Genomic DNA, 16,996 nt, shown 5'->3' with positions numbered 1-16,996 from the left:
TGGTTAGTTACACAAGTAACCAACCAGCTAACTAAGTGTAGAGATATTGCGCGGAAGGCGTACAGCAACTGCACTGGATCGCAGGGCTCACTGGGAGCTTGTTGAGTAGCGCACAAAGGAGGTGCCCCCGTGGATGAATCGTCGACCCCGCTTTTTCAGCAGGTCGCGGACCTTATTGCGGACGCGATTGTGGACGGGTCGCTTCCTGAGGGCGAACGTGCGCCTTCAACGAATGAACTCGCAGAATTTCACAGCATCAACCCCGCAACGGCTCGCAAAGGTTTGGCGTTGCTTGTGGATCGGGGGGTGTTGGCAAAGAAACGAGGTGTGGGCATGTTCGTGGAACATGGCGCCCGCGAGAGAATCTTGGCCTTGCGCAAAGAGGCCTTTGCCGCCACTTACCTGGTTCCCCTCGTCGACGAGGCCGCCAAATTGGGCATGAATCGCACACAGCTCAAAACCCTCATGGACAAAGTTGCAGAAAGTAGAGGACTGTACGAATGAACGCCACCCCAGCGTCCGCTTTGGTTTCGGACAACGCCCCTAACAATGCGCCCGATATCGAGCTGCGCGATGTCAGGCGCAAGCTCGGTTCCACCCACGCCCTGGATGGTGCGACAGCCCACCTCCCGGGCGGCCGCGTCTATGGCTTGATTGGCCGGAACGGTGCGGGCAAGACCACTTTGCTGCGTACTATCGCCGGCCAATTGCGCGCCAAGGGTGAAGTGCTTATCGGTGGTCAGCCCGTATTCGACAACACCGCAGTCCTTAATGGCCTGATCCTCTCTGGCCCCGATGTGCCGTGGCCTGCAGATATCAAGGTCAAGCGGTTGCTCAGCGTGGCTGCTGCACGCTGGGAGACCTGGGATCAGCGCTACGCGGATCAGCTCTGCGAGGATTTCGACGTTGATAGGCGTAAGACCCTGTCCGAACTCTCGCGTGGTCAAAAATCCCTGGTGTCGATCGTTATTGGCCTGGCTGTGCAGTGCCCCGTTACTCTCCTCGACGAGCCCTATCTGGGCCTCGACGTGCAAAACCGAGAGCTGTTTTACAAGCACCTGCTGCAGGATGTGGAGCGTAACCCGCGCACCTTTATCCTCTCGACCCACCACGTCGACGATGCAGCGCGCATCCTCGATTCCGTCGTCCTGCTGGACAAGGGTCGAATCACGGGTATTGGCACCCTCGATTCGATCACGGAGCGCATCGCGATCCTCTCCGGTTCCGCCACCGCTGTCGAGGCCACGCTCGGCGAGGTGGGGGCTAGCGGTTCTGTTCTTCATGACGCCACATCCTCCGGCCTGCGCCGCGTCGTCCTCGATACTCACGGGTTGGGCGTCGATAGCGCCCGAGACCTTGCGGCCCGTATAGAAGGCAGCGGCGTGCGCGTGGCCAGTGCGGACCTGGAGCAGGCAGTGTTGGCTCTGACCGGAAGGGAGTTTTAATTCTGATGCAAACCCCAACGTCTACAGTCGCGGCCTCGACAGTGGAGAACGTTTTCCAGCCACTGCCCTGGGAAACGCATTGGAAGCTGGCCTTGCGCCAGTTGCTGGCTAAATCCGGGAACCTTGGCCTGAGCATCGCGTTCACACTTCCTGTCCTCTTCTTTGCGATGGTTGGGGAGGGAACTAACGGATTCAGGCTCGGAATATACCTTCTTTTCGCACTCTCACTGGGGCTGCAACCGATTACAATGGTGTGGGATAAAGCGCAGCTCCGTGCTCTAGGTTTTAACGTGGCGGATATCCGCCGAAACTTCCTGATAGTTATGCCAATCTCCTCGGCGATGGTGTGTGGAGCGCTGCTGCTGTGTTACCTCGTGACCCAAGCATTCAGCTGGCGAGTACCCGCATTCTGGATCGTCTTCGCCGCTGTTCTGATCGTGCACGTGGCCAGCATTATTGGCGCAGTTGCTCGGGTGGAAGATAACAGTGAAGTCATCAAGTCCACCAAGAAAAACAAGGCTGCAGTGGCAGAGGAAGAAGCCGAACTCGCTGGCGAAACCACCGGCGGTACCTTCGGTTCTTTTGCTGGGTTGTTGGGTGCGGAGACGAGGTGGCGTCAACAACAAAAGAAGGGCCACAACCCCTCGGCGGTGGATTACCTCGCCGCTTGGCGGATTGACAGCTATATGGCATGGACGTTCCTTGCTGTACTCGTCGCAGTGACCATCGGAACAATTGGCTGGTTTGCCACAGGGCTCACAACCAGTGGCGCGATGTGGCTCTACCCGGCAGCAATGATCCTGGCAGTGCTAGCGATCTACTCCGGTGAAACTCTTAACTCGAGCTTGGGGAACTGGCTGGTGTTCTCCGGTGATCGGCGCCAGTGGTTTGCGAAAGCAATGGGGCGGGCAGCGCTGTGGCTGCCGAGCATTGCGCTGCTAGTGCTGTTGGGGATCGTGGAGTTCCTGCTCCTGCATGCCGTTTTTCGGAGCGTGGGAGATCTGGAAGTGCCTGTCGATGCGAAGAGCGTGACAATAACCCTGCTGGTCGCAGTGACAGTGGCGGCGACTTTCGGTCTGGTTGGAATCACGAGCTTCTGGGTGAGTAACCGGTTCAGCGGGTGGCTGAAATTCGCGGTCATCATCCTCAGCATCATGGTGGTTTCTTCTGTGCTGGGTGCAATCATTGTCACCGTTCAAGAGGTGATCGAAGCCGATGGGAGTGTGCTGAAGTTTGTGCTGGCGATAGCCGTTGCGGTTGTCCTGGTGCTAGCCCTTGCTTTTGGTGCGCTGAGTCGGGGCATTCAGCGTTTCGATACGACCAACGAGTCGGTGAAAGAAAACCTGGGCCTGGCTGCAAAGGCTTAACGTTAAGTCCTAGGAGTGGAAGCTGACTCCGTAGATACGCTGCCCCTCTACGGGCATTCACGCGGCAGATGACAGCTTCTCTAAAACCTGCTTTGACCTGTGTGTTTGTGTTTGGTGTGGGGTGTGTGTACATTTATTCGAGTCAGCGCGACACGGCGCGGTGAGTTTTAGACTTGCTGCTTGCTTTGGAAGGCGTGTCTGGCCAATCATTTTAAAGCTGTAAAAACAGTCCTGGTTGTATGCGAGTGCAGCGGGTTGTTTACCGGGAATTTGCTTTTTGTTCACGGTTGCTTTACACTCGTAATCCGTCGCAACGTGGTCGCCACTGTCTGTGTGGTGTGACTGGTTGTGTGCGTAGGTTGTTTGAGAACTCAATAGCGTGATGAACCAAGTTTAGATACTTTGTTGACCAACCTTTGTGTTGATTCTGATGCATTGTATGTCTTTTAGGCTTTGTGACTTGTTTTCAGCTTCTCGTTGGCTCATATGGATTGTGGGTTGATGGTGGTTACGCCAGCGTGGGGTTAACGTTCCCATGTTATGTGAATGTGCGTATCCCAGCGGATGCCTGTTTTGTGGGTGTTGGTTGGGCTGATGGAAGAGTTTGGAAGTTTGTGGATGTATGTTGTGTCTGATCGATAGCCGGCGACTGTAGTGGTTGTTGGTGTTGGTTGATGTGATTTATTTATCCTTTTTTCAATTCTTTTGTCAGTAATTTTGTTTTTTTGTTTGCCTGGTTTTCAGGCTCACCATGTGTCTGATGGCATTTTTTATGGAGAGTTTGATCCTGGCTCAGGACGAACGCTGGCGGCGTGCTTAACACATGCAAGTCGAACGGAAAGGCCTCTGCTTGCAGAGGTACTCGAGTGGCGAACGGGTGAGTAACACGTGGGTGATCTGCCTTGCACTTCGGGATAAGCCTGGGAAACTGGGTCTAATACCGGATAGGACCATGCTTTAGTGTGTGTGGTGGAAAGTTTTTCGGTGCGAGATGAGCCCGCGGCCTATCAGCTTGTTGGTGGGGTAATGGCCTACCAAGGCGACGACGGGTAGCCGGCCTGAGAGGGTGTACGGCCACATTGGGACTGAGACACGGCCCAGACTCCTACGGGAGGCAGCAGTGGGGAATATTGCACAATGGGCGCAAGCCTGATGCAGCGACGCCGCGTGGGGGATGAAGGCCTTCGGGTTGTAAACTCCTTTCGCTAGGGAAGAAGCCTTTTGGGTGACGGTACCTGGATAAGAAGCACCGGCTAACTACGTGCCAGCAGCCGCGGTAATACGTAGGGTGCGAGCGTTGTCCGGAATTACTGGGCGTAAAGAGCTCGTAGGTGGTTTGTCGCGTCGTCTGTGAAATCCCGGGGCTTAACTTCGGGCGTGCAGGCGATACGGGCATAACTAGAGTGCTGTAGGGGAGACTGGAATTCCTGGTGTAGCGGTGAAATGCGCAGATATCAGGAGGAACACCGATGGCGAAGGCAGGTCTCTGGGCAGTTACTGACGCTGAGGAGCGAAAGCATGGGTAGCGAACAGGATTAGATACCCTGGTAGTCCATGCCGTAAACGGTGGGCGCTAGGTGTGGGGGTTTTATTTACGATTCCTGTGCCGTAGCTAACGCATTAAGCGCCCCGCCTGGGGAGTACGGCCGCAAGGCTAAAACTCAAAGGAATTGACGGGGGCCCGCACAAGCGGCGGAGCATGTGGATTAATTCGATGCAACGCGAAGAACCTTACCTGGGCTTGACATACACTGGATCGCTGCAGAGATGTAGTTTCCCTTTGTGGCTGGTGTACAGGTGGTGCATGGTTGTCGTCAGCTCGTGTCGTGAGATGTTGGGTTAAGTCCCGCAACGAGCGCAACCCTTGTCTTGTGTTGCCAGCACGTTATGGTGGGGACTCGCGAGAGACTGCCGGGGTTAACTCGGAGGAAGGTGGGGATGACGTCAAATCATCATGCCCCTTATGTCCAGGGCTTCACACATGCTACAATGGTCGGTACAGTGGGTTGCGATACCGTGAGGTGGAGCTAATCCCTTAAAGCCGGTCTCAGTTCGGATTGGAGTCTGCAACTCGACTCCATGAAGTCGGAGTCGCTAGTAATCGCAGATCAGCAATGCTGCGGTGAATACGTTCCCGGGCCTTGTACACACCGCCCGTCACGTCATGAAAGTTGGTAACACCCGAAGCCAGTGGCCCAAACTTGTTAGGGAGCTGTCGAAGGTGGGATTGGCGATTGGGACGAAGTCGTAACAAGGTAGCCGTACCGGAAGGTGCGGCTGGATCACCTCCTTTCTAAGGAGTTTTTATATTTTTGTTTTTGTTTCTGGGTGAATAGGTAACCGGTTCAGCCATTTTGTTGTGGTTGTTGGTTGTTGGATTTGTTGCATTGTTTGTGGTGTGCGTGTGTTGGGGTTGGCACTGTTTTTGTGGGGTTGGGTTGATGAAGTGTGTGTTTGGTTTGTCATGGCTGTTGGGTGTCTGGGGCAATCTTTTGTTCCTGTGTGTGGATGCGTGTGATGGCATGCGGCGTTGTGTGTTGTGTGTTGTTGTGGGTGTTCAGTGTTGTTTGAGAACTGTATAGTGGACGCGAGTATCTTCTTTTTTGTGATTTTTGTTTGAAATCATTATGTTCACGCGCTGATGGCTTGCAATGTTTGTGTTGTGGGTTGTTGGTGTGTGGGTGTCTTAGTGTTTTGTGTTGTCTGTGAAGGGCGCACGGTGGATGCCTTGGGCATGATAAGCCGATGAAGGACGTGGAAGGCCGCGATAGTCCTCGGGGAGTTGTCAATCGAGCGTTGATCCGAGGGTGTCCGAATGGGGAAACCTGGCCACAGTTGTGTGTGGTCGCTGCATGGATGAATTCATAGTTTGTGTGGTGGTAACGCGGGGAAGTGAAACATCTTAGTACCCGTAGGAGAAGAAAATAATAATGATTCTGCTAGTAGCGGCGAGCGAACGTGGATTGTTGGCTAAACTGCATGCGTGTGATACCTGGCAGGGGTTGCGTGTGTGGGGTTGTGGGGTTGTGTTGTGCGGTGCTGCCATGCCGTGCCTTGGTGCCATGTGTTAGCGGAAGTGGTTTGGAATGGCCTGCCGTAGACGGTGAGAGTCCGGTACGTGAAAGCATGTGGTGTTGGGGTTGATGTGATACCCGAGTAGCAGCGGGCTCGTGGAATCTGCTGTGAATCTGCCGGGACCGCCCGGTAAGCCTGAATACTTATTGTGACCGATAGTGTATGAGTACCGTGAGGGAATGGTGAAAAGTACCCCGGGAGGGGAGTGAAATAGTACCTGAAACCGTGTGCCTACAAGCCGTCAGAGCCTTTGGGTGATGGCGTGCCTTTTGAAGAATGAGCCTGCGAGTCAGCGGCATGTCGCGAGGTTAACCCGTTGTGTGGGGTAGCCGTAGGGAAACCGAATCCTAATGAGGGTGTGTGAGTGGCGTGTCCTGGACCCGAAGCGGGGTGATCTACCCATGGCCAGTGTGAAGCAGCTGTAAGAGGCTGTGGAGGCGCGAACCCACTTAGGTTGAAAACTGAGGGGATGAGTTGTGGGTAGGGGTGAAAGGCCAATCAAACTCCGTGATAGCTGGTTCTCCCCGAAATGCATTTAGGTGCAGCGTCGTGTGTTTCTTGCCGGAGGTAGAGCTACTGGTTGGTTGAGCGGGACTATCATCTTAGCGACGTCAGCCAAACTCCGAATGCCGGTAAGTCAGAGCGCGGCAGTGAGACTGCGGGGGATAAGCTTCGTTAGTCGAGAGGGAAACAGCCCAGATCGCCGGTTAAGGCCCCTAAGAGTGTGCTAAGTGGAAAAGGATGTGGGATCGCGAAGACAGCCAGGAGGTTGGCTTAGAAGCAGCCATCCTTGAAAGAGTGCGTAATAGCTCACTGGTCGAGTGGTTCTGCGCCGACAATGTAGTGGGGCTCAAGTACACCGCCGAAACCGCGGAACTCAACTTTGTTGGGTTGGTAGGGGAGCGTCGTGTGGTCGTTGAAGCTGCCGGGTGACCGTGTGGTGGAGGTTATGCGAGTGAGAATGCAGGCATGAGTAGCGAATGATGCGTGTGAAACGTATCCGCCGGATGACTAAGGGTTCCTGGGTCAAGCTAATCTTCCCAGGGTGAGTCGGGTCCTAAGGCGAGGCCGACAGGCGTAGTCGATGGTTAACGGGTTGATATTCCCGTACCCGTGTGTGTGCGACCAATGGTGAATCAGTGATACTAACCGCCCTGAAGCGTGTCATGTGCACTTTGTGTGTGTGGTGTGTGGATGCGTGGGACCTGATCTGGTAGTAGCCAAGCGATGGGGTGACGCAGGAAGGTAGCCAAGCCACTTATTGGATTGTGGTGTAAGCGTGTGGCCCGCAGGGATTGGTAAATCCGTCCTGCATATGGGTGAGGCGTGATGCGTACCCGTTGTGGGGATGTTGGTGATCCTATGCTGTCGAGAAAAGCCTCTAGTGAGTGCATGTACGGCCCGTACCGTAAACCGACACAGGTGGTCAGGTAGAGAATACTAAGGCGTTCGGGTGAACTGTGGTTAAGGAATTCGGCAAAATGGCCCCGTAACTTCGGGAGAAGGGGTGCCACTACTGGTGAACGACGTGTTGAGCTGGTGGTGGTCGCAGAGAATAGAGGGAAGCGACTGTTTACTAAAAACACAGGTCCGTGCGAAGACTGTAAGTCGATGTATACGGACTGACGCCTGCCCGGTGCTGGAAGGTTAAGAGGACCTGTTAGATCCTTCGGGGTCGAAGCGGAGAATTTAAGCCCCAGTAAACGGCGGTGGTAACTATAACCATCCTAAGGTAGCGAAATTCCTTGTCGGGTAAGTTCCGACCTGCACGAATGGCGTAACGACTTCCCTGCTGTCTCAACCACAGGCCCGGTGAAATTGCAGTACGAGTAAAGATGCTCGTTACGCGCGGCAGGACGAAAAGACCCCGGGACCTTCACTATAGCTTGGTATTGGTGTTCGGTTCGGTTTGTGTAGGATAGGTGGGAGACTGTGAAGTAGCCACGCTAGTGGTTGTGGAGTCGTTGGTGAAATACCACTCTGATCGGATTGGGCATCTGAACCTCGGCCCGTGATCCGGGTTAGGGACAGTGCCTGGTGGGTAGTTTAACTGGGGCGGTTGCCTCCCAAAGTGTAACGGAGGCGCCCAAAGGTTCCCTCAGCCTGGTTGGCAATCAGGTGTTGAGTGTAAGTGCACAAGGGAGCTTGACTGTGAGACTGACAGGTCGAGCAGGTACGAAAGTAGGGACTAGTGATCCGGCACCGGCTTGTGGAAGCGGTGTCGCTCAACGGATAAAAGGTACCCCGGGGATAACAGGCTGATCTTCCCCAAGAGTCCATATCGACGGGATGGTTTGGCACCTCGATGTCGGCTCGTCGCATCCTGGGGCTGGAGTAGGTCCCAAGGGTTGGGCTGTTCGCCCATTAAAGCGGCACGCGAGCTGGGTTTAGAACGTCGTGAGACAGTTCGGTCTCTATCCGCCGTGCGCGTTGAAACTTGTAGAAGGCTGTCCCTAGTACGAGAGGACCGGGACGGACATACCTCTGGTGGGCCAGTTGTCACGCCCGTGGCATGGCTGGTTGGCTACGTATGGGAGGGATAACCGCTGAAAGCATCTAAGCGGGAAGCCTGTTCTGAGATGAGGTTTCTTTTGAGGTTCCCTATAGATTATGGGGTTGATAGGCCGGATCTGGAAGTCATGTGAGTGATGGAGGTGACCGGTACTAATTGGCCGATGTTCAACACAATTTGTTTGTTGCTGAGATTGTGGTTTCTTGTCGCAAATTGTTGTGTGCTCGCGTCTGTTATGCAGTGTCTGGAACGGCACGACACACCAGTAAACCCCTTGGGTTTGGGTTTGGTTGGGTGTGTGTTTTGTTCTGATTGTGGTTTGTCGGTGGTTGTTAGCGGTGGGGTCACGCCCGGTCCCGTTCCGAACCCGGAAGCTAAGCCTACCTGCGCTGATGGTACTGCACCTGGGAGGGTGTGGGAGAGTAAGTCACCGCCGGCATTAAAACTAAATGATTGAGGGAGTGTGTGCAGCCTGTGTGGTTGTGCATGCTCCCCCTTTTTTTATGCCTAAATACCGCTTGGTAGAGTTCCACTCATGAACTCCCAGCCATCTAACGCCACACCACTGCAACGCTGGCTCCTCCTCGCCACCGTCGGCGTGGGCATTACCATCATCACGCTCGATAACACCATCCTCTACACGGCCCTGCCCAGCCTCGTAGAGGACCTCGGCGCCACCAGTACCCAACAACTCTGGATCGTCAACGCCTACCCCGTCGTGATCGCGGGCCTCTTGCTCGGGACCGGCACCCTAGGGGACAAAATCGGCCACCGAGTCATGTTCGTGACAGGCCTCATCATCTTCGGAATTGCCTCGTTGCTGGCAGCATTCGCCCCCAACGCAGGCGTGCTGATCGCCGGTCGCGCACTGCTTGCAGTGGGGGCTGCGACCATGATGCCCTCCACGCTGTCCCTCATCCGCCTGACGTTCACCAAACCCGCGGAACTAAATCTTGCCATCGGCATCTGGGCCAGCCTCTCCACGATCTCCGCTGCGCTCGGTCCCATCGTCGGTGGTTTACTGTTGGAACTGTTCTGGTGGGGCTCCTGCTTTTTGGTCAACGTTCCGCTCGTACTGGCCGCACTGGTAGCTTTGCCCTTCGTCGCTCCGCGCGAACAGCTTAACCCCAACAAGCACTGGGATCTGTTGTCTTCCATCTATGCCATGGTCACCCTGGTCAGTGCCGTATTGCTGATTAAGGAGGGAACCCATACGCCGCAAAACTGGCCTGTCATTGGCGCTGCCGCCGTACTGCTTGTCTTTGGTGGCTGGGCGTTCGCACGGCGTCAAAACAAACTTTCACAACCCCTTATTACCCTCGACATCTTCCGCTACCCCGCGTTTCGCTCCGGCGCTCTGGGGGCGGCACTATCCATGTTCGCGCTCGCGGGCCTACAGTACGTCACCACGCAGAAGCTGCAGCTTGCCGACGGACTGACCCCGCTGCGTTCCGGCCTGTACGTGACCTTTGCAGCTCTTGGAGCCCTCGCGACCTCTATCTACGCTGGTGCGCGCCTCTCGCAGTTCGGCATCCGCCGCCTGATCGCCGGCGGGCTCGGCCTCGCAACCCTTGGTGGTGTGGTTGTGTGTGCTTACGGTCTATGGGGATGGACGCCCCTTCTTCTCAGCGGGCTATTTGTCATGGGCATGGGGCTCGGCGCGGTAATGTCGGTAGCCTCCATCGCGATGGTCTCAGGCGTGCCGAGCCATCGTGCGGGAATGGCCTCGTCAGTGGAGGAGGTCAGTTACGAGTTCGGCTCCCTCACCTCCATCGCGGTCCTCGGCAGCCTGGTCACCTTCTTTTATTCGGCCACCATATCCCTGCCCGTCGATGCGCCCGAGGCAGCTAAAGAGAGCCTGCACGATGCCGTCCACATCGCGCAGACTACAAGCGCCAGCTGGTCTGATCCGTTATTCGCGGCCGCTGACATCGCATACTCCCACGCCCTGGCGCTCATCTCCGCCCTGGTCGTGGTGGTGCTGGCGGCGGGTTCCCTTTACACCGCCCGAATCCTGCGGGGCGTAACGGTAGAGCTGGAAGACTGATCTGCACGTCTCGGTTAGAAACGGCTAATGAACTCCCGCTGCCGGCCGGTCAGCGGATCGGGAAAGCGCAGCTCTTTGGCGATCAGTCCCATGGGAGCGTCAAAGTTCTCGTCCTCCACGTACACCGGCCGGGGCGTGGGGGCGTCCATATTAAAAAGCGCCGCGTCCGACAACTCGGTGTACAGGGGGTCGTGCAGAATCGGCAGGCCTAGCGAGCGCAGAACCACGCGCAGCTGGTGGGTCTTGCCGGTGCGGGGTTCAAGGCGCCACACCAGCACCTCGCGGCCGTCGCGACGTTCCGTGCGCAGCCCCGTGACCAACGTCAGCGCGTTGGGAGGTCCGTCGGTGAGGATAGTGCTGAGGTGACCGCGGGTTTTCGACATGCTGTGCTCTAGCCGCCACGGGCGGTCGTGCGTGGGTGGCTCCCACGAGCGCCAATCAGCCAGAGGGGCGATGGGAGCGAAGGGAGCCTCGTCAGGCAGGGGAGTTAAAGCCTCGTAAACCTTGTGGGGTATGCGCTGCTCGAACATCGTCTGATAGGCTCCACGAACTTCCGGGCGGGCGGTCATCAACAGCACCCCGCGGGTGAGGCGATCGAGCCGGTGAGAGGGGGAGAGCTCCGGGATATCCAAGTGCACGCGCGCCTTCACTAGCGCGGTCTGGGTGATGTGCTGGCCGCGCGGGAGGGTGGCCAGAAAGGGAGGCTTATCTATCACCACGATGTCCGCGTCCTGGTGCAGAACAGTGATCTCGCCAGGGACGGGGCGCTCTGGGGCGGGGCGCCGATAAAAGTTAATGAAGCTACCGGGGCGCAATACATCATCCGGGCGCAGTGGGGCGCCGGAATCCAGGCAGACCTCGCCGGCGGCGAAGCGATCCAAGACAGCGCTAAAATCATCATCTTCTGCTCGGTGGCGCTGGGCAGAAATCAGGTGCCATAAGAAATTTTTAGCCACCCACGGCGTGTCGGTAGCTGGGGGAACGAGAATCCGTGTAGGATTCAAGCCCTTCTTTACTGGTAATGGTCCCATCAATCCGTTATGCTACCCGGCATGGATATTGCATCTATTACCGGTTCCCTGTCTAACCTGTTCCAGAGCCCACTGGGCGGAGTACTGCTGAACATCTTCCGCACGCTGCTGGAGTTCTTCTCCCCCTCCAACGCACCCGCTGCCCACGACGTTCCGCTGCCGGACACTCGGGGTTAGTTCGTTGGCGTTCATGCGCTAATGCGTGAACGCGCAACAAAATCACCCATTCAGTAACTACAGCGACAACTACAACGGCCACTCAACTACTCACTCACAAGGTGTCTGATTCGTCCCAAAAATAGGGGCGAATTGGGCACCTTCCTGCATTCATTACCGCTTTTGAGGATAATGGGAAGTGTTAGAGGATAAATCGAATAATGCCTTGCAAGGAAGGATCGTTTCCCATGGCTACCAAGAGCGATAAGGAAATCGTCGTTGCAGTTGATGGCTCTGATGCCAGCAACGAAGCCGTTAGGTGGGCTGCGAATGCCGCCCTAAAGCGCGAACAGCCGTTGAAGCTGGTTAGCGCTTACACCATGCCTCAATTCATGTACGCCGACGGAATGGTTCCGCCGCAGGAGCTTTACGACGAGCTCGAGAGCGAAGCCGGCGACAAGATCGAGAACGCCCGCAAGATTGTCAGCGACTTCAGCGCCGACATTGAGGTCAGCTACCTGGTTAAGGAAGGCGCCCCGATCGACACCCTGCTGGACCTGTCCGAGACCGCAGAGATGATCGTCATGGGCTCCCGCGGCTTGGGTGGCCTGTCTGGCCTGGTCATGGGCTCCGTCTCCAGCGCCGTCGTCTCCCACGCCGATTGCCCCGTCGTGGTTGTGCGCAAGGATAACGACGTGACCGTTGACAACAAGTACGGCCCCGTCGTGGTCGGCGTGGACGGCTCCGAGATCTCCCGCCAGGCGCTGAAGATCGCCTTCCGCGAGGCCGAGGCGCGCGGTGCCCTGCTGCGCGCCGTCCACTCTTGGACCGACACCCAGATCCACACCTCCTACGTTGGCCTGGTCGATGCTCAGAACCAGATGGATCGCATGATCGTTGAGCGCCAGGACATGATGGAGGACGAGCTGAAAGAGCTCGTTAAGGAGTACCCGAGCGTGCAGGTTGAGGAGATCGTGGAGCGCGAGCGCCCGGTTCAGTCCCTCACCGAGGCTGCCAAGGACGCACAGCTGCTGATCGTCGGCTCCCACGGCCGTGGCGGCTTCAAGGGTATGCTGCTGGGATCGACCTCCCGCACCCTGCTGCAGTATGCACCGTGCCCGATGATGGTCGTGCGCCCGAAGGACAACAAGCGCAAGTAAAGGGGATCGGCTAAGGAACGGTGCGACGTTCCCCGATATAATTCACATCCTGTAGGGTCTCTGAGGCTCTGCAGGATTTTGTAGACTCGGCAGAGTTGTAACACTGTACAGTCGTATCACTACAGAGCTGTGATACTGCAAAGCCACAGATAGTAAGGAGACAGGTAGATGGCAACGGCAGAGGATAACTCCCGCGCGGCAGATGCCGCAGCCACTACTGACTCCTCGGCTGGCGCAGGCGACGGGGCGTCGCCAAAAAAGACCACCAAGAAAACGGCCAAGAAGTCCACCAAGAAGGCGGCTAAAAAGGCCGCGAAGCAAGCCCCGCGATCCAGCCGCCGCAACCGCCCCGGGCCGCGCCAACGCCTGCTGGCCAGTGCGACGAACCTCTTTACCACGCAGGGCATCCGCGTCATCGGTATCGACCGCATTTTGCGTGATGCGGACGTGGCGAAAGCCAGCCTGTATTCGCTGTTCGGGTCGAAGGACAACCTGGTGGTCGCCTACCTGCACGAGCTCGACCAGAAGTGGCGCGACGACTGGCATGCGTTGGCGGATCCGCGCGAAAGCCCGGAGGATCGCATCATCGCGTTCTTCGACCTGTGCATCCAGCAAGAGCCGGAGAACAACTACCGGGGATCGCACTTCCAGAACGCAGCCAGCGAATACCCGCGGCCCGAAACCGACTCGGAACAGCGCATCCGCGATGCGGCGATGGACTACCGCCGCTGGTGCCGCGACACGATGGCCGAGCTGCTGACGGAACGCTTCGGCTACGCCTCGCAGACATTGGCCGACCAGCTGATGGTTTTCATGGACGGTGGGCTGAGCGGCGCCAAAATGTCGCGCAACACAGTGCCGCTGGAGACCGCGCGGGGTCTGGCGAAGCAGCTGCTGCTCACCGCGCCGATGAGCTACAGCATTTAGCTTTCCTCGGCGGACTGCTTCTGCTCAGCGATAGCGGTGGGCTGGCCGTTTCTCTTAGCCTTGCGGGCCAGCTTCTTTTCTTTCTTCCGCTCGATGTGCTGGTCCTTCATGGATTTGTGGTGCGCTAGGAACTCATCGGAGTAGGGGATCTTGCGGTCCAAGATCCGCTGGATGGAGATGGTCTGGGCCGCAGTCCAGAGGTTGTTGCCCACCCAGTAGACCATCAGCGCCACCGGGCCGACTGCACCCAAGGCAATGGTGAACGGTGCGATCAACACGATGGGGCCGATGAGCCACATGAGCTTCAGCAAGCCGCGAGCCATGCCGGAGTTATGGTCCAGCGTGCGGTAGTTGCGGTACATGGAATACGCCCAGTTAGACGTAGTGAAGATCGCAGCCAGGATCGCCATGGGAAATACCACCCAGAACACCTGCTCCTTGGTGGTGTTAATCTCCGCAAACTGCGAACCCGACATTTGCACATAGGCCGCCAAAGGCACGTCGAAAAGTTTCGCAGAAAGAAGGGACTGAACATCTTCGGCATTCAGCGGGCCGAAGCCATTGTCTGAAGCGTTAACCTCCGGGTCGGGGCTGGTGACGTGAATGAGCATGCGGTACAGGCCCAGCAGAACCGGAATCTGAATAAGCATGGGAACGCAACCGTCGGAAAAACGGTATTCGTGTTCCTTCTGTAGTTCGCGCCGCTTCTTGGCCAGCTCCTTGCGACTTTCTGGCTCCTTGTCGCGATATTCCTGCTCCAGGCGATAAACCTTAGGCCGGAGGTTTATCAGAATGCGGCTGGAATAGGACTGCCGATATACGAAGGGCAAAAGCAGACCGCGCACGGTAACGATCAGAAGAACAAGGGCCAGCAGCCACGTTTGCGCACCATCCCAGCCAAAAATATCGGCGAAAAGGTAATGCCAAGCCTTGAGGAATAGCGCGACGGGGTACTCGACGATCTTCATGCAGGTGAGCTTACCCGTCGCTTAAACCGGCTGTGGGATATAGCTGGTGGCGCGGGGGCTTAACGTGAAATAACCTCCTGACAAACTCGGTGTATAGGCGGGGTATAACTTTGAAACGTAGTACGATGTGACGCATGGGACGACACCGACGGCCGGAGACAACGCGACTCGACCCGATTAGCGTTCTCGGCGAGATCCTCATTACCTTCGGTGTTCTTGCCCTGTTGTTCGGATTCTGGGACGTCTTTTGGACCGATATCCAATCCGGTCGTCAGCAGGCCGCCGTCGCCCACGAGCTGGACGAGCAGTGGGACGAAAAGAACCCCCGCCCGCTGACCGAGCCGGCAGAGGGCACGGCATTCGCCCGACTGTACATCCCCTCCTTCGGCTCGGACTTCAATTTCTCCGTGGTCAAGGGCGTGGCCGACGAGGATCTGACCAAGGGGCCTGGGCACTACCAGGACAGCCAGGATCCCGGAAAACCCGGCAACTTTGCCATGGCGGGCCACCGAGTGGGGCGTGGTTCCCCCTTCAACGACCTGGGTCTGTTGAAAACCTGCGATTCCGTCGTCGTGGAGACCGCCGGCAACTGGAACATCTACCGTGTAATGCCGATCGACGTGGACCCGGGGAGCCGCAAGGCGGAGGCCGAGAAGTGCATGCCCCCGGAGCTGGCGCAGAAGATGGCGGAGGGCGAATACGCGGGTGTTAACGGCCGGTACATCACTACCCCGAATGACATCAGCGTGATCAACCCGATCCCGGGTCAGCAGCGCATCGAGGCGAAACCGGAGGATGCGGCGCTGCTGACAATGACGACCTGCCACCCGCAGTTTTCCAACAAGGAGCGCATGATCGTCCACGCGGTACTCGTCCGCTCTGAGCCGAAGCAGGGCGGGCAGCTGCCCCAAGAACTGACGGAGGGATCTTAAATGTACGCGCTGCTATGGCGAATTTTGCCGGGTCCGTGGTGGGTCAAGCTGCTGATCGTCCTCGTGCTGCTGGTGGGCATCTTCTTCCTATTGATGGAGGTCGTGTTCCCCTGGATCGGTCCGATGATGCCCTGGACCGACGTGGAGGTCACCGAAGGGCTGCTGCGGGTCGCCGCTAGAGCTGGAGGTTCTTGATCGTCTCCTCGGCGATTTTCTGCGCCTTCACGGATTGTTCTTGTGCCGTGGTAACGACCACAGCCGTCTCGTCCTTCCACACTGCGTAGACGGCACCGGATTCACCGTCGCCGCCGCGGCGCCCGCCACTCCACCCTTCCGGATCCAGGGCCTTCAGCGTGGAATCGACCGGCGCGGCATGATCCACCACCGCGATCGCGTCCGAGTTCGTGCGCATGTGGCGCACCATCACCGTCGCCTGCGGGTAGTCCTCGTAGGACCAGAAAACGCAGGCCGGCGGGTCGAAGCGCTCGTCCGTGCCGGTGCCCGTCAGCCGCTGGCCGTTCGTGTTCTGCAGCCATTCGCCGTCCAGGTATGGGCAAACTTCCTGCCCGCCTTGGCCTACCGGCTCCGGAGCCACGTCGATAGGCAGTTCGGTACCCTTCACCGGCTCCACGGTGCGCTCAGTCGATGTTTCCGTGGTTGCCTCGTCGCTCTCCTGGTCGCCCCCACAGGCGCTCACGCTAAAAATCAATGCCGCGCCTGCCACGAGTGCAAGGGAAGCCCTTTTTGCTTTATGACGCCCCAACTTCGACAACCTCGAATCTCCCATAAGCGGAATCACTCCGCTGCCATTTATTTGGCTTTAGGCTTTACTTGCCCTGGGCCTTCTCGAACTTCTCAATAACATCCGCAGAAATGCGACCACGCTCGGAGACCGTCAGGTTGTTCTCGCGAGCCCATTCGCGGATTATACGGTTACGCTCCGGGTTGGAATTACGTTGTGCGGAGCGACGACCGGCGGAGCCACTACGGGTCTTGCGGCGAGCAACCTTAATAAAGGGAGCCAGGGCTTCATCAAAAGCCTTGCTGTTCTTGGCGGATAAATCCAGGGTGTAATCGATGCCGTTGACGCTGAAATCTACGACATTAACTTCGTCTTCGTTAAGCGGGGTATTGTCCAGATCGTCGAAGAACTGGGTAATTTCGCGGCGTGCCATCTGCATATTCCTTTCATTCATGGTCGCTTATGGTCGCGCATGGTTCCGTTTGGTGCCATATGGCATCAAAATGGCTACATATGAATCTTTAATATTACATAAGATTCGTTGCTTAGTTAAACACTTTTCGGTACCTAGTGTAGCGCATTAATGACATATTTCAATGAAGCACTTTTGATAAATGTTAAAGGGAGTGCAAAT

General features: G+C 57.0%; 13 protein-coding genes and 3 rRNA genes. 12 read left to right on the top strand and 4 right to left on the bottom strand.

Translation table 11 applies throughout. The features are described 5' to 3' along the window. Positions 1 to 129 precede the first annotated feature (129 nt). The 7 genes from ACKFRT_RS08050 to ACKFRT_RS08020 all read left to right on the top strand — a co-directional run bounded on the left by ACKFRT_RS08050 (position 130) and on the right by ACKFRT_RS08020 (position 10,446). Positions 130 to 504, top strand: coding sequence for a GntR family transcriptional regulator (locus tag ACKFRT_RS08050; RefSeq protein ID WP_408924936.1), 375 nt, complete (start codon positions 130 to 132; stop codon positions 502 to 504). Next, positions 501 to 1,445, top strand: coding sequence for an ATP-binding cassette domain-containing protein (locus ACKFRT_RS08045; protein WP_408924935.1), 945 nt, complete (start codon positions 501 to 503; stop codon positions 1,443 to 1,445). Before ACKFRT_RS08050 ends, ACKFRT_RS08045 begins: the two co-directional genes overlap by 4 nt. A 290-nt stretch (positions 1,446 to 1,735) precedes the next feature. Further along, positions 1,736 to 2,812: an ABC transporter permease gene (locus ACKFRT_RS08040; RefSeq protein ID WP_408924934.1), complete on the top strand. Its 1,077-nt coding sequence runs from the start codon at positions 1,736 to 1,738 to the stop codon at positions 2,810 to 2,812. Between the two features lie 769 nt (positions 2,813 to 3,581). Next, a 16S ribosomal RNA gene (locus tag ACKFRT_RS08035) occupies positions 3,582 to 5,105 on the top strand. Between the two features lie 402 nt (positions 5,106 to 5,507). Further along, positions 5,508 to 8,576: ribosomal RNA gene (locus tag ACKFRT_RS08030) — 23S ribosomal RNA — on the top strand. A gap of 144 nt (positions 8,577 to 8,720) precedes the next feature. Beyond that, a 5S ribosomal RNA gene (gene rrf / locus ACKFRT_RS08025) occupies positions 8,721 to 8,838 on the top strand. The 16S, 23S and 5S rRNA genes sit together here, the layout of an rRNA operon. 96 nt (positions 8,839 to 8,934) lie before the next feature. After that, positions 8,935 to 10,446, top strand: coding sequence for an MFS transporter (locus tag ACKFRT_RS08020; RefSeq protein ID WP_408924933.1), 1,512 nt, complete (start codon positions 8,935 to 8,937; stop codon positions 10,444 to 10,446). A gap of 14 nt (positions 10,447 to 10,460) precedes the next feature. Here ACKFRT_RS08020 and ACKFRT_RS08015 read toward each other — a convergent pair whose 3' ends face one another. After that, positions 10,461 to 11,402, bottom strand: coding sequence for a pseudouridine synthase (locus tag ACKFRT_RS08015; RefSeq protein ID WP_408924932.1), 942 nt, complete (start codon positions 11,400 to 11,402; stop codon positions 10,461 to 10,463). A 96-nt stretch (positions 11,403 to 11,498) separates the two neighbouring features. On the opposite strand from ACKFRT_RS08015, the gene ACKFRT_RS08010 reads away from it, so the two are divergent. From ACKFRT_RS08010 to ACKFRT_RS08000, 3 genes are all read left to right on the top strand, one after another. Beyond that, positions 11,499 to 11,654 (top strand): hypothetical protein, encoded by a 156-nt coding sequence (locus ACKFRT_RS08010; protein WP_296214959.1) that lies wholly within the window; start codon positions 11,499 to 11,501, stop codon positions 11,652 to 11,654. 227 nt (positions 11,655 to 11,881) lie between these two features. Continuing rightward, entirely contained in the window at positions 11,882 to 12,793 is a 912-nt protein-coding gene (locus ACKFRT_RS08005) for a universal stress protein (protein ID WP_296214957.1), read from the top strand. A gap of 168 nt (positions 12,794 to 12,961) precedes the next feature. Continuing rightward, positions 12,962 to 13,720, top strand: a complete 759-nt coding sequence (locus ACKFRT_RS08000; protein ID WP_408924931.1) for a TetR/AcrR family transcriptional regulator — start codon at positions 12,962 to 12,964, stop codon at positions 13,718 to 13,720. Here ACKFRT_RS08000 and yidC read toward each other — a convergent pair. Then, complete coding sequence (gene yidC, locus ACKFRT_RS07995; RefSeq protein WP_408924930.1) at positions 13,717 to 14,688, bottom strand: membrane protein insertase YidC; 972 nt, start codon at positions 14,686 to 14,688, stop codon at positions 13,717 to 13,719. The two genes, ACKFRT_RS08000 and yidC, sit on opposite strands and share 4 nt — an antisense overlap. 134 nt (positions 14,689 to 14,822) lie before the next feature. Between yidC and ACKFRT_RS07990 the strand changes: the two genes are divergently transcribed. Next, positions 14,823 to 15,620: a class E sortase gene (locus tag ACKFRT_RS07990; RefSeq protein ID WP_296214950.1), complete on the top strand. Its 798-nt coding sequence runs from the start codon at positions 14,823 to 14,825 to the stop codon at positions 15,618 to 15,620. After that, entirely contained in the window at positions 15,621 to 15,815 is a 195-nt protein-coding gene (locus ACKFRT_RS07985; protein ID WP_296214949.1) for a hypothetical protein, read from the top strand. It begins immediately after the preceding gene. Here ACKFRT_RS07985 and ACKFRT_RS07980 read toward each other — a convergent pair. Further along, on the bottom strand, positions 15,796 to 16,407 hold the full coding sequence (locus ACKFRT_RS07980) for a DUF2020 domain-containing protein (protein WP_296214947.1): 612 nt from the start codon (positions 16,405 to 16,407) through the stop codon (positions 15,796 to 15,798). The two genes, ACKFRT_RS07985 and ACKFRT_RS07980, sit on opposite strands and share 20 nt — an antisense overlap. Before the next feature lie 40 nt (positions 16,408 to 16,447). Continuing rightward, positions 16,448 to 16,795 carry an Lsr2 family protein gene (locus ACKFRT_RS07975; protein WP_296214945.1) on the bottom strand — a complete coding sequence of 116 codons (348 nt, stop codon included), beginning with the start codon at positions 16,793 to 16,795 and terminating at the stop codon, positions 16,448 to 16,450. Positions 16,796 to 16,996: the final 201 nt, after the last annotated feature.

This window comes from Corynebacterium jamesii (genome assembly GCF_046097395.1).
In the GTDB taxonomy this organism is placed as follows: Bacteria; Actinomycetota; Actinomycetes; order Mycobacteriales; family Mycobacteriaceae; genus Corynebacterium.
The sequence above is the reverse complement of the archived record's forward strand: the minus strand, read 5'-3'. Positions and strand labels throughout refer to the sequence as shown.

What these genes read in the sequence shown, in the direction of transcription:
- ACKFRT_RS07985 (WP_296214949.1), top strand. Translation starts at nt 15,621, where the DNA reads ATGTACGCGCTGCTATGGCGAATTTTGCCGGGTCCGTGGTGGGTCAAG.
- ACKFRT_RS07975 (WP_296214945.1), bottom strand. Translation starts at nt 16,795, where the DNA reads ATGGCACGCCGCGAAATTACCCAGTTCTTCGACGATCTGGACAATACC.
- ACKFRT_RS07990 (WP_296214950.1), top strand. Translation starts at nt 14,823, where the DNA reads ATGGGACGACACCGACGGCCGGAGACAACGCGACTCGACCCGATTAGC.
- yidC (WP_408924930.1), bottom strand. Translation starts at nt 14,688, where the DNA reads ATGAAGATCGTCGAGTACCCCGTCGCGCTATTCCTCAAGGCTTGGCAT.
- ACKFRT_RS08005 (WP_296214957.1), top strand. Translation starts at nt 11,882, where the DNA reads ATGGCTACCAAGAGCGATAAGGAAATCGTCGTTGCAGTTGATGGCTCT.
- ACKFRT_RS08045 (WP_408924935.1), top strand. Translation starts at nt 501, where the DNA reads ATGAACGCCACCCCAGCGTCCGCTTTGGTTTCGGACAACGCCCCTAAC.
- ACKFRT_RS08010 (WP_296214959.1), top strand. Translation starts at nt 11,499, where the DNA reads ATGGATATTGCATCTATTACCGGTTCCCTGTCTAACCTGTTCCAGAGC.
- ACKFRT_RS07980 (WP_296214947.1), bottom strand. Translation starts at nt 16,407, where the DNA reads ATGGGAGATTCGAGGTTGTCGAAGTTGGGGCGTCATAAAGCAAAAAGG.
- ACKFRT_RS08020 (WP_408924933.1), top strand. Translation starts at nt 8,935, where the DNA reads ATGAACTCCCAGCCATCTAACGCCACACCACTGCAACGCTGGCTCCTC.
- ACKFRT_RS08000 (WP_408924931.1), top strand. Translation starts at nt 12,962, where the DNA reads ATGGCAACGGCAGAGGATAACTCCCGCGCGGCAGATGCCGCAGCCACT.